Origin of the sequence: Lutibacter maritimus, assembly GCF_900116115.1 — a bacterium.
Lineage (GTDB): Bacteria > Bacteroidota > Bacteroidia > Flavobacteriales > Flavobacteriaceae > Lutibacter > Lutibacter maritimus.
This window is the reverse complement of the sequence record NZ_FOZP01000008.1, coordinates 71,162-84,041: the sequence shown is the minus strand read 5'-3', so window position 1 is coordinate 84,041 and position 12,880 is coordinate 71,162. Positions and strand designations below refer to the sequence as shown.

9 protein-coding genes are annotated in these 12,880 nt (G+C 32.1%); 1 reads left to right on the top strand and 8 read right to left on the bottom strand.

Translation table 11 applies throughout. The annotated features are described in order from the left end of the window. Window positions 1-4 precede the first annotated feature (4 nt). Window positions 5-1,504, top strand: coding sequence for an aminotransferase-like domain-containing protein (locus tag BM335_RS13150; RefSeq protein ID WP_090228861.1), 1,500 nt, complete (start codon window positions 5-7; stop codon window positions 1,502-1,504). A gap of 32 nt (window positions 1,505-1,536) precedes the next feature. On the opposite strand, the gene BM335_RS13145 is transcribed toward BM335_RS13150, so the two are convergent. From BM335_RS13145 to nusG, 8 genes are all read right to left on the bottom strand, one after another. After that, complete coding sequence (locus tag BM335_RS13145) at window positions 1,537-1,851, bottom strand: DUF3467 domain-containing protein (protein ID WP_090228858.1); 315 nt, start codon at window positions 1,849-1,851, stop codon at window positions 1,537-1,539. Window positions 1,852-1,854: 3 nt separating this feature from the next. After that, on the bottom strand, window positions 1,855-6,129 hold the full coding sequence (gene rpoC / locus BM335_RS13140) for a DNA-directed RNA polymerase subunit beta' (protein WP_090228854.1): 4,275 nt from the start codon (window positions 6,127-6,129) through the stop codon (window positions 1,855-1,857). A gap of 78 nt (window positions 6,130-6,207) precedes the next feature. Then, the gene (gene rpoB, locus BM335_RS13135; protein ID WP_090228851.1) at window positions 6,208-10,023 is read right to left on the bottom strand and encodes a DNA-directed RNA polymerase subunit beta; all 3,816 of its coding nucleotides are present in this window, start codon (window positions 10,021-10,023) and stop codon (window positions 6,208-6,210) included. A 119-nt stretch (window positions 10,024-10,142) separates the two neighbouring features. Then, the gene (rplL, locus tag BM335_RS13130; RefSeq protein WP_090228846.1) at window positions 10,143-10,520 is read right to left on the bottom strand and encodes a 50S ribosomal protein L7/L12; all 378 of its coding nucleotides are present in this window, start codon (window positions 10,518-10,520) and stop codon (window positions 10,143-10,145) included. A gap of 46 nt (window positions 10,521-10,566) precedes the next feature. Continuing rightward, window positions 10,567-11,082, bottom strand: coding sequence for a 50S ribosomal protein L10 (gene rplJ, locus BM335_RS13125; RefSeq protein WP_090228843.1), 516 nt, complete (start codon window positions 11,080-11,082; stop codon window positions 10,567-10,569). Between the two features lie 22 nt (window positions 11,083-11,104). Beyond that, the gene (rplA, locus tag BM335_RS13120) at window positions 11,105-11,794 is read right to left on the bottom strand and encodes a 50S ribosomal protein L1 (RefSeq protein WP_090228840.1); all 690 of its coding nucleotides are present in this window, start codon (window positions 11,792-11,794) and stop codon (window positions 11,105-11,107) included. Window positions 11,795-11,809: 15 nt separating this feature from the next. Next, window positions 11,810-12,253 (bottom strand): 50S ribosomal protein L11, encoded by a 444-nt coding sequence (gene rplK / locus BM335_RS13115; protein ID WP_090228837.1) that lies wholly within the window; start codon window positions 12,251-12,253, stop codon window positions 11,810-11,812. A gap of 70 nt (window positions 12,254-12,323) precedes the next feature. Next, on the bottom strand, window positions 12,324-12,875 hold the full coding sequence (gene nusG, locus BM335_RS13110; protein WP_090228834.1) for a transcription termination/antitermination protein NusG: 552 nt from the start codon (window positions 12,873-12,875) through the stop codon (window positions 12,324-12,326). Window positions 12,876-12,880: the final 5 nt, after the last annotated feature.

Genomic DNA, 12,880 nt, shown 5'->3' with positions numbered 1-12,880 from the left:
TAAAATGATAGATAGTCCGGTTAATATGCTGTTTAAACAGCTAATCAGTATAGATAAATCTATATCCCAACCTATATACTTACAGGTCTCAACACAAATTACAAATGCTATACAGCGCCGCTATTTAACCAAAGGTACAATTCTACCAGGAACCCGGGTATTAAGTCAATTATTAAAAATCCATAGAAAAACTGCAGTTGCTATTTACGAAGAGTTAGCTTCACAAGGTTGGGTTGAAATTATACCAAATAAAGGCACATTTGTTTTAGAACCAGAAAAAAATACAGCAAAAATAAAAGCAACTTCACAAAAAGTAAATGAAGCCTATACTTATGCTAAAACAACAGGGTTTCCTTTTCAAAAATCATTTCATTTAGCATCAACTATTGAGTATACAAATGCTAAGTATACTATTAACGATGGTAAGCCAGATTTACGCTTACATCCTGTGCATCAATTTACAAGATGGTATAGCGCTGCCATGAAACGAAAAACGTTGATACATAAATGGAAGAGAATAGACAAATCTTTCAGTTCAAGATTTCAAACTCAATTAAGCAATTATTTAAATGCAACTAGAGGGTTTCATATTATTCCTAATAACCTACTAAATACACGTAGTACAGAAATGAGTTTGTACCTTGTATCACAACTCTTAATAAAACCAAACGATATTGTATTAGTCGGACATTTAAGTAATTATGCATCTAATATGATTTTTCAACAAACAGGTGCTAGCATAAAAACAATTCCTGTAGATACGAATGGTTTAGATATCGAGTACATAAAAAAGCATTTTGCAAAACATAGTATTAGATGTGTATATATATGCGCCCATAGAGATTATCCAACAACAGTAACATTAAGTGCAGAACGCCGTTTAGAACTACTACAACTTGCTAAGGAGTATGGATTTGCTATTATTGAAGATGATTTTGATTACGATTTTCAGTTTGATGGTTCAGCAATGTTACCTATGGCTAGTGCAGATGCAAACGGTGTGGTTATTTATTTAGGTAAAATTGGGCAATCCTTATTTCCTAGTTTTCAAACAGGATTTATAATAGCTCCCGAAAATCTAATTACAGAAGCTAAAAATTATTTAGAATTACTAGATAAACAAGGCGACTTAATACAAGAACAACTACTCTCAGAATTAATTAATGAAGGTGAAATATACCGCCTAATGAAAAAGAATATTGTAATTTATAAAAAAAGACGAGATTTGGTATGCACCCTTTTAACAAAATATTTTTCAGAATTTGCGCAATGGGAAATTCCATCAGGTGGATTAGCTATTTGGCTAAAATTCTATTCTAAAATATCGCTAGTAAAACTAGCTAAAGAAACTGAAAAAAATGATTTATTTCTTCCAAAAACAATTCTTTATCAAGATAAAAACACTTGTGCGATTCGTTTTGGTTTTGGACATTTAAATGAAGAAGAAATAGAATCGGTTATTAAAAAATTAAAAAGAGCTTATGATAAAATGATTCTAAAATAAAAAAGCCGAACAAATGTTCGGCTTTTTTATTTTTATGCTTCTCCTGTTGGTCCAAAATTTATTGGAATAGGGTGCTGTTCATAATCTTTAATTTCTCCATGACTTTGTTCAAACCTATGAACATTTTCTGCTAAAGCTTTCGCTAAACGTTTTGCATGTTGAGGTGTTAAAATTATTCTCGACTTTACCTTAGCCTTTGGTTGACCAGGCATTACGCTAATAAAATCAACAATAAATTCAGATACCGAATGATTAATAATTGCTAAATTAGAATAAGTTCCTTCAGCCGTTTTATCATCCAATTCAATATTTAATTGTCCCTCATTTTTAGGTTTTTGATTACTCATAAATTAAAGTTTTGAATCCATTTCTTCTTTAGATCCTACAATAATATTATCATAAGCTCTCATTCCAGTACCTGCAGGAATTCGTTTACCAACAATAACATTTTCTTTCAATCCTTCTAAATCATCAACTTTACCACTTACAGCAGCTTCATTTAATACTTTAGTAGTTTCCTGGAACGATGCCGCAGAAATAAACGATTTTGTTTGTAATGAAGCTCTGGTAATACCTTGAAGAATTTGTTCAGCTGTAGCAGGATTTGCATCTCTGGCAGAAACTAAATTTTTATCTTCTCTTCTTAAAACAGAATTTTCATCTCTTAATTGACGAGGTGTAACTATCTGTCCTACTCTAAGAACTTTTGAGTCTCCAGCATCTTCAATAACTTTCATTCCGTAAATTTCATCATTTTCTTCAATAAAGTCATTTTTGTGAACTAATTGACCTTCTAAAAATAATGTATCTCCAGAATCAATAATTCTAACTTTACGCATCATTTGACGAACTACAACTTCAAAATGCTTATCATTAATTTTTACACCTTGTAGTCTATATACCTCTTGAATTTCATTTACTAAGTACTCTTGTACTTTTCCTGGACCTTCAATATTTAAAATATCATCAGGAGTAATAGATCCTTCAGATAATGGCATACCTGCTTTAATAAAGTCATTTTCTTGAACTAAAATTTGATTAGAAAGTTTTATTAAATAACGCTTAACTTCACCTAATTTAGATTCAACAACAATTTCTCTATTACCACGCTTAATTTTTCCAAATGAAACAACACCATCAATTTCAGAAACCACAGCTGGGTTAGATGGGTTACGAGCTTCAAACAACTCTGTTACTCTTGGTAAACCACCCGTAATATCACCTGCTTTACCTGATTTACGTGGAATTTTAACTACAATTTTACCTGCAGCAATTTTCTCTCCGTCTTCAACAATTAAATGTGCTCCAACTGGTAAGTTGTATGATCTAATTACTTCATCATTCTTATCTTTCAATAATAATGTTGGAATTGTTTTTTTGTTTTTAGATTCAATAATAACTTTTTCTTGGAAACCTGTTTGCTCATCAATTTCAACAAGATAGTTAATACCTCTTTCAATGCTTTCAAATTCAATTTTTCCAGCAAACTCAGAAACAATAACACCGTTAAATGGATCCCATTTACAAATTACATCACCTCTTTTAACTTTATCTCCATCAGCAAAATAAATTATAGAACCGTATGGAATGTTATTGGTACTTAAAGTTAAACCTGTTTTCTCATCAATTACTTTAATTTCTGATGTTCTTGAAATAACAATGTTAATTTCATTTCCATCATTATCTTTTCCTTGAACAGTTTTTAAGTCATCAATATGTGCAATACCAGAGAATCGAGTTTTTAAGTTATTTTCTTCTGAAATATTACCTGCAACCCCACCAACGTGGAACGTTCTAAGTGTTAACTGTGTACCAGGTTCACCTATTGATTGTGCTGCTACAACACCAACTGCTTCTCCAATTTGAACCATTTTTTTAGTTGAAAGGCTATGTCCATAACATTTAGAACAAATACCTTTTTTAGATTCGCAGGTTAATGCAGATCTTACTTCAACAGCTTCAACAGCAGATTTTTCAATTATTTTAGCAATATCTCCAGATATTTCTTCTCCAGCTTTTGCTAAAACTTCTTCTGTAATTGGATCAACTACATCATATAAAGAAACACGACCTTCAATTCTTTCACTTAATGATTCAACAATTTCGTCATTCTTTTTAAGTGCTTCAACATTTAAACCTCTTAATGTACCACAATCAAATTCATTGATAATAACATCTTGAGAAACATCTACCAATCTACGTGTTAAATAACCTGCATCGGCAGTTTTTAACGCCGTATCTGCTAAACCTTTACGAGCACCGTGAGTAGAAATGAAATATTCTAAAATTGATAACCCTTCTTTAAAGTTTGATAAAATTGGGTTTTCAATAATTTCTCCTCCACTTGATGTTGATTTTTTAGGTTTTGCCATTAATCCACGCATACCTGTTAACTGACGAATTTGTTCTTTTGAACCCCTTGCACCAGAATCAAGCATCATAAATACCGAGTTAAATCCTTGTTGATCTTCACGTAAACGTTTCATTGATAACTCAGTTAAACGGTTATTTGTAGATCCCCAAATATCAATTACCTGATTGTAACGCTCTTTGTTAGTTAACATACCCATATTATAGTTTGCTATAATATTATCAACTTGTTCGTTTGCGTCAGCAATCATTTTATGTTTTTCTGGTGGAATAATAATATCACCTAAACTAAATGATAGACCTCCTTGGAATGCAAATTTATATCCCATATCTTTCATATCATCTAAGAATTTTCCAGTAGTTGGAACATCGGTAAGTTTTAATATTTCACCAATAATATCTCTTAAAGATTTTTTATTTAATACCTCATTTACATAACCTGCTGCTTCCGGAACAACTTCGTTAAATAAAACTCTACCTACAGTAGTTTCAATAATTTTAGTAACTAATTGTTTTTCATCATTAAAGTCTTTTGTTCTAACTTTAATAACAGCATTTAAATCAACAGCTTTTTCATTAAAAGCAATTGTAACCTCTTCTGGAGAATAGAATGTTAACCCTTCACCTTTCACAGGAACTTCTGGTGTTGATCTTCTTTCTTTGGTCATATAATATAAACCAAGAACCATATCCTGAGATGGTACTGTAATAGGCGCACCGTTAGCAGGGTTTAAAATATTATGAGAAGCCAACATTAATAACTGACATTCTAAAATAGCTTCTGGTCCTAATGGTAAATGAACCGCCATCTGGTCACCATCAAAATCGGCGTTGAATGCCGTACATACTAATGGGTGTAATTGAATTGCTTTTCCTTCAATTAATTTTGGTTGAAAAGCTTGAATACCCAATCTGTGTAACGTAGGAGCACGGTTTAACATTACAGGGTGTCCTTTTAAAACATTCTCTAATATATCCCATACAACTGGTTCTCTCTTATCTATAATTTTCTTTGCAGATTTTACTGTTTTTACAATTCCTCTTTCAATTAATTTTCTAATTACAAAAGGTTTGTATAGTTCAGCTGCCATATCTTTTGGCAATCCACATTCGTATAATTTTAATTCTGGTCCAACAACAATTACAGAACGCGCTGAATAATCCACACGTTTACCAAGTAAGTTTTGACGGAAACGTCCTTGTTTACCTTTTAATGAATCTGATAATGATTTTAATGGACGGTTAGATTCTGTTTTTACTGCTGAAGATTTACGTGTGTTATCAAATAATGAATCTACAGATTCTTGTAACATACGTTTTTCATTACGTAAAATTACCTCAGGAGCTTTTATTTCAACCAAACGTTTTAAACGATTGTTTCTAATTATTACTCTTCGGTATAAATCATTTAAATCTGAAGTTGCAAAACGACCACCATCTAAAGGAACTAATGGACGTAATTCTGGTGGAGTCACCGGAATTACTTTCATAATCATCCATTCAGGACGATTTTCTCTATTTTTGGCAGCATCTCTAAAAGATTCAACAACATTTAATCTTTTTAATGCTTCAGTTTTACGTTGTTTAGATGTTTCTGTATTTGCTTTATGACGTAATTCATATGACAACTCATCTAAATCAATTCTATTAAATAAATCAATTAAACAAGCAGCTCCCATTTTAGCTATAAACTTATCTGGGTCGTTATCATCTAAATATTGATTTTCAACAGGGAAACTTTCAAGAATATCTAAATACTCTTCTTCGGTTAAGAAGTCCATTTTTTGTAATGGTTCTCCTGCTGCATTTTTAGCTCCTGCAGGTTGAATTACTACATATCTTTCGTAGTAAATAATCATATCTAACTTTTTAGATGGTAAACCTAAAAGGTATCCCATTTTGTTAGGTAATGATTTAAAGTACCAAATATGAGCAACAGGAACTACTAAATTAATATGTCCAACTCTATCTCTACGTACTTTCTTTTCTGTAACTTCTACACCACATCGATCACAAACAATTCCTTTATAGCGAATTCTTTTGTATTTACCACAGGCACATTCATAATCTTTGATTGGACCAAAAATACGCTCACAAAATAATCCATCTCTTTCAGGTTTATGAGTTCGGTAATTTATAGTCTCTGGTTTTAAAACTTCACCGTTTGATTTCTCAAGAATTGCTTCTGGAGATGCTAAACCGATTGAAATTTTATTAAATTTTTTTACAGTGTATTTATCGCTTTTAATTGCCATAATAATGATGGATAATTTAAAAATGTAAAAATATATTGAATAGTAAGGAGGATTTTACCTCCTTACTATTTTTAGTTATTATTCTTCTAATCTAACGTCTAAACCTAAACCTTTAAGTTCGTGCATTAATACGTTAAATGATTCTGGTAAACCTGGCTCTGGCATTGAATCTCCTTTAACAATTGCCTCGTATGTTTTTGCTCTACCAAGAACATCATCCGATTTTACTGTTAAAATTTCTCTCAATGTACTTGATGCACCGTATGCTTCAAGTGCCCAAACTTCCATTTCACCAAAACGTTGACCTCCAAATTGTGCTTTACCACCTAATGGTTGTTGCGTAATTAAAGAGTATGGTCCAATAGAACGTGCGTGCATTTTATCATCAATCATATGACCTAGTTTAATCATATATATTACACCTACTGTTGCAGGTTGATCAAAACGTTGCCCTGTTCCTCCATCATATAAATAAGTATGACCAAATCTTGGAATTCCCGCTTCATCAGTTAATGCATTAATTTGGTCTATAGTTGCTCCATCAAAAATTGGTGTTGCAAATTTTCTACCTAAATTTTGACCTGCCCATCCAAGAACAGTTTCATAAATCTGACCAATGTTCATACGTGATGGTACCCCAAGTGGATTTAATACAATATCAACTGGTGTTCCGTCTTCTAAGAAAGGCATATCTTCTTGACGAACAATACGAGCAACAATACCTTTGTTACCGTGACGACCCGCCATTTTATCACCAACTTTTAATTTACGTTTTTTAGCAATGTAAATTTTAGCTAATTTTAAGATACCTGCTGGTAATTCATCTCCTACAGAAACCGTAAATTTCTCACGACGCAAAGAACCTTGTAAGTCATTTACTTTAATTTTATAGTTATGAATTAACTCAGCTACAAGAACATTAATATGATCATCAGTTGTCCAAACACCTTTTGTTAAATAGCTATAATCAGGTACAGCATTTAACATTTTTAAAGTGAATTTTTTACCTTTTTGAAGTATTTCTTCACCTAAATCATTAATAACACCTTGAGAGGTTTTTCCACTAATTAAAGTGAATAATTTATCAATTAAAACAGTTCTTAAATCTTCTAATTTAGCAGTATATTTACTTTCTAAATTAGCTAAACTTATTTTATCTTGAGCTCTCTTAGATTTATCTTTTACTGCTCTTTCAAATAATTTTTTATCAATAACAACACCTCTTAATGATGGAGAAGCTTTTAATGATGCATCTTTTACATCTCCTGCTTTATCACCAAAAATTGCTCTTAATAATTTTTCTTCAGGTGTTGGATCAGATTCTCCTTTTGGCGTAATTTTACCAATTAAAATATCACCAGGCTTCACTTCAGCACCAATACGAATCATTCCGTTTTCATCTAAATCTTTTGTAGCCTCTTCAGAAACGTTTGGAATATCGTTGGTTAATTCTTCAGCACCTAATTTTGTATCTCTAACTTCTAATGAATATTCATCAATATGTATAGAAGTGAAAATATCTTCTTTTACAACTTTTTCAGAAATCACAATAGCATCCTCAAAGTTATATCCTTTCCAAGGCATAAAGGCAACTTTCATATTTCTACCTAAGGCTAATTCACCTTTTTGAGTAGCGTATCCTTCACATAATACTTGTCCTTCTTCAACTCTATCTCCTTTTTTAACAATAGGTTTTAAGTTAATTGAAGTTCCTTGGTTTGTTTTTCTGAATTTTATTAAATCGTATGTTTTGCTATCGCTATCAAAACTTACCATTCTTTCCTCTTCAGTACTATCATATTTAATAATGATGGTATTTGCATCAACATATTCTACTACACCAGCACCTTCTGCATTCATTAAAATACGAGAGTCTTTAGCAACTCTTAATTCTAATCCAGTACCAACAATAGGAGATTCAGGTTGTAATAATGGAACAGCCTGACGCATCATGTTAGATCCCATCAATGCACGGTTTGCATCATCGTGCTCCAAGAAAGGAATTAAAGATGCAGAAATAGATGCAATTTGATTAGGTGCTACATCCATAAAGTTTACTTCTTTTGGATCTACTACCGGATAATCTGCCTCTTCTCTTACAATTACTTTTTCACTTTCAAACTTACCTGTAACATCTAAAGGTAAGTTAGATTGTGCAAATTTCATTCCTTCTTCCTCTTCAGCGCTTAAATATCTTGGTTCATCAGAAATGTTTACATTTCCATCAATTACTTCTCTATAAGGTGTCTCAATAAAACCTAAGTTATTCACCTTTGCAAAAACAGCTAGTGAAGAAATTAAACCAATGTTTGGACCTTCAGGTGTTTCAATAGGACATAAACGTCCGTAATGTGTATAGTGAACGTCACGCACCTCAAAACCAGCTCTTTCTCTTGACAAACCTCCTGGTCCTAATGCTGATAGTCTACGTTTGTGAGTAATCTCAGCCAATGGATTTGTTTGATCCATAAATTGAGATAACTGGTTTGTACCGAAGAATGAGTTAATTACAGATGATAATGTTTTAGCATTAATCAAATCAATTGGAGTAAATACTTCATTATCGCGTACGTTCATTCTTTCACGAATTGTACGAGCCATACGAGATAAACCTACACCAAATTGACTAGCTAATTGCTCACCAACAGTTCTTACACGGCGGTTAGATAAGTGGTCAATATCATCAACCTCAGCTTTTGAATTTACTAATTTTATCAAGTTTTTAATGATAGTAATAATATCAACTTTTGTTAATACCTTCTCATCCATATCGATAGAAAGGTCTAACTTTTTATTCATTCTGTAACGACCAACTTCACCTAAATTATAACGTTGCTCTGAAAAGAATAATTTATCAATAATTCCTTTTGCTGTTTCAAAATCTGGTGGTTCAGCGTTACGTAATTGTCTATATATATGTTCAACAGCCTCTTTTTCAGAGTTTGTTGGATCTTTTTGTAAAGTGTTATGAATAATTGCATAATCCGCCATCTCATTATCTTCCTTGTGAAGTAAGATAGTTTTAGCGCCAGAATCTACAATTTCATCAATTTGTTCTTTTTCTAAAATAGTATCACGATCTAATACAATTTCGTTTCTTTCAATTGAAACAACTTCACCGGTATCTTCATCAACGAAATCTTCAAACCAAGTTTTTAAAACACGTGCAGCTAATTTTCTACCTAAATATTTTTTAAGACCACTTTTTGAAACTTTAATTTCTTCTGCAAGATCAAAAATTTCTAAAATATCTTTATCTCTTTCGTAACCAATTGCTCTAAATAATGTAGTTACAGGTAATTTTTTCTTTCTATCGATATACGCATACATCACTTGATTGATATCGGTAGCAAATTCAATCCAAGAACCTTTAAAAGGAATTACTCTTGCTGAATATAATTTGGTTCCATTTGCATGGAATGACTGTCCGAAGAATACTCCAGGCGAACGATGTAATTGAGAAACTACAACTCTTTCAGCACCATTAATTACAAAGGTACCACTGTGAGTCATATAAGGAATCGTTCCAAGATAAACATCTTGTACAATTGTTTCAAAATCTTCGTGTTCAGGATCCGTACAGTAAAGCTTTAATCTTGCCTTTAACGGTACGCAATATGTTAAACCTCTTTCAATACATTCTTGTATAGAGTATCGTGGAGGATCCACAAAGTAATCCAAAAACTCTAATACAAATTGATTACGAGTGTCTGTAATTGGGAAATTATCTAAGAAGGTTTTGTACAATCCTTCTGTACTTCGTTCGTCAGCTTTTGTTTTTAATTGGAAAAAATCTTGAAAAGATTTTACTTGAATATCTAAAAAATCAGGATATTCAGTTACCAATTTAGCTGATGCAAAGTTTATTCTTTCGGTAAATTTTTTTGTTGCCAATGGACAAAAACTTTAGGTTAAAAACTATTAAAATATAAGAACGAATATATATGCAAAATGGTTTAGGTCTAAGGGTATACCTAAGACCTAAACCTTAAATTGATTTTGCTATTGAGAGCTTATTTAAGCTCAACCTCAGCTCCAGCTTCTTCTAATGAAGCTTTTAAACCTTCTGCTTCGTCTTTAGAAACACCTTCTTTAATTGGTGCTGGTGCGCTATCAACAATTTCTTTAGATTCTTTTAATCCTAAACCAGTTAATTCCTTAACTAATTTTACAACTGCTAATTTAGAAGCACCTGCTGCTTTTAAGATTACATCAAATTCAGTTTTTTCATCAGCTGCATCATCACCTCCAGCTGCTGCTGGACCTGCTACTGCTACTGCAGCTGCTGCTGGTTCAATACCATATTCGTCTTTTAAAATCTTAGCTAACTCGTTTACTTCTTTAACTGTTAAGTTAACAAGTTGTTCTGCGAAATCTTTTAAATCTGCCATTTCTCTTTGTTTAAATTTTATTATTTAGTTTTATTAGTGCACTTATTTATTTCTCTGATAATGTTTTAATTATACCAGACAATTTATTACCTCCAGATTGTAATGCTGAAACAACATTTTTAGCTGGCGATTGTAATAACGTAATGATATCTCCAATAACCTCTTCTTTTGATTTTATGTTTACTAAAGCATCTAATTGGTCATCTCCAATATAAATTGCTTCTTCAACATAAGCTCCTTTCAATAAAGGTTTATTTGATTTCTTACGGAATTCTTTAATTAATTTTGCAGGAGCATTTCCTGTTTCTGAAAACATTAATGAAGTATTCCCTTTTAATGCTGTAGGTAATTCTCCAAAATCTTTATCAGATCTTTCCATTGCTTTTGCAAGCAATGAGTTCTTAACAACTGCTAATTTTATATTTGCTTTAAAGCAAGCTCTACGTAAATTAGAAGTATCTAAAGCATTTAAGCCTGATATATCTGCTAAGTAAATAATATTACCTTCAGTTAATTGAGTTGTTAAAACTTCTATTACTTGTGATTTTTCTTCTCTCGTCATAATTACTAAGATTTAACTTTAATTAAACTGATTTAGGATCTACACCTACACTAGGACTCATAGTACTAGATAGGTAAATACTCTTAATATATGTTCCTTTCGCAGCAGTTGGTTTCATTTTGACCAAAGTTTGAATAATCTCGTGAGCATTATCTACAATTTTGTCAGCATCAAATGAAGCTTTTCCTATTGCAGCATGAATAATCCCTGTTTTATCAACTTTAAAATCTATTTTACCAGCTTTTACTTCTGTAACAGCTTTTGCAACATCCATAGTTACAGTACCTGTTTTTGGGTTAGGCATTAAACCTCTAGGTCCTAATATACGCCCTAATGGCCCCAATTTACCCATAACACTAGGCATTGTAATAATTACGTCAACATCTGTCCATCCTTCTTTAATTTTTTGAAGGTATTCGTCTAATCCAACAAAATCTGCACCAGCTTCTTTAGCCTCTGCTTCTTTGTCTGGAGTAACTAATGCTAAAACTTTAACATCTTTACCAGTTCCATGAGGTAATGTTACCACACCTCTAACCATTTGATTCGCTTTACGAGGATCTACTCCCAATTTAACAGCTATATCAATAGATGCATCGAAATTTACATTAGTAATTTCTTTTACTAAAGCAGAAGCATCCTTTAAAGAATAAGCTTGATTATGATCAACCTTAGCGTGCGCTTCCTTTTGCTTTTTAGTTAATTTTGCCATTTTTTAATAACTGTTTTATTGTTTTTTTGGAGCTACTCCACTTACTTTAATACCCATTGAACGAGCTGTACCAGCCATCATTAGCATTGCAGACTCAATTGTAAATGCATTTAAATCTACCATTTTATCTTCTGCTATTGTTTTCAATTGATCCCAAGTAACTGAGGCTACTTTTTTACGGTTAGGCTCTGCTGAACCTTTTTTTACTTTAGCTGCTTCTAATATTTGAACAGCAGCTGGAGGAGTTTTTACAACAAACTCGAATGATTTATCCTTATATACAGTAATTGCAACAGGTAAAACTTTTCCTTGTTTATCTTGAGTTCTAGCATTAAACTGCTTACAGAACTCCATAATGTTAACTCCGGCAGCACCTAAAGCAGGTCCAACTGGTGGTGATGGGTTTGCCGCACCTCCACGAACTTGTAATTTTACTACTTTACTAACTTCTTTTGCCATTTTTTAATCTTAAATTAGATATTACACATTTTTGGAAGCGATATGCAATACCACATTATATATGTAACAATTATGAAATTTTTTCAACTTGCATATAACTTAACTCTAATGGTGTTTTTCTTCCGAAAATTTTCACCATAACTTCAAGTTTACGCTTTTCTTCATTTATTTTTTCAATAGTTCCATCAAAACCATTAAAAGGTCCATCAATTACTTTTACTGTCTCACCAACAATATAAGGTATTGCAACGTTATCATTTTGAACTGACAACTCATCAACTTTACCTAACATACGGTTTATTTCAGATTTTCTCATTGGCACAGGATCTCCTCCTTTTACTTCACCTAAAAATCCAATTACACCTGTAATTGATTTAATTATATGTGGTAATTCTCCACTTAAGTTTGCCTCAATCATTACATAACCAGGGAAATATACACGTTCTTTGTTTATTTTTTTCCCATTACGAACTTGAATAACTTTTTCTGTAGGAACTATTACTCTGTCTACATAGTCTGTCATACCTAAACGGGCAATTTCATTCTCAATATAAGTTTTCACTTTATTTTCTTGCCCACCTATAGCCCTAACTACGTACCATTTTTTCACAGAATCAGTCATAAGAA

Excerpts from the sequence above, each read along its gene's own strand:
- BM335_RS13150 (WP_090228861.1), top strand. The coding sequence starts at position 5 with ATGATAGATAGTCCGGTTAATATGCTGTTTAAACAGCTAATCAGTATA.
- BM335_RS13145 (WP_090228858.1), bottom strand. The coding sequence starts at position 1,851 with ATGAGTAATCAAAAACCTAAAAATGAGGGACAATTAAATATTGAATTG.
- rpoC (WP_090228854.1), bottom strand. The coding sequence starts at position 6,129 with ATGGCAATTAAAAGCGATAAATACACTGTAAAAAAATTTAATAAAATT.
- rplL (WP_090228846.1), bottom strand. The coding sequence starts at position 10,520 with ATGGCAGATTTAAAAGATTTCGCAGAACAACTTGTTAACTTAACAGTT.
- rplJ (WP_090228843.1), bottom strand. The coding sequence starts at position 11,082 with ATGACGAGAGAAGAAAAATCACAAGTAATAGAAGTTTTAACAACTCAA.
- rplA (WP_090228840.1), bottom strand. The coding sequence starts at position 11,794 with ATGGCAAAATTAACTAAAAAGCAAAAGGAAGCGCACGCTAAGGTTGAT.
- rplK (WP_090228837.1), bottom strand. The coding sequence starts at position 12,253 with ATGGCAAAAGAAGTTAGTAAAGTAGTAAAATTACAAGTTCGTGGAGGT.
- nusG (WP_090228834.1), bottom strand. The coding sequence starts at position 12,875 with ATGACTGATTCTGTGAAAAAATGGTACGTAGTTAGGGCTATAGGTGGG.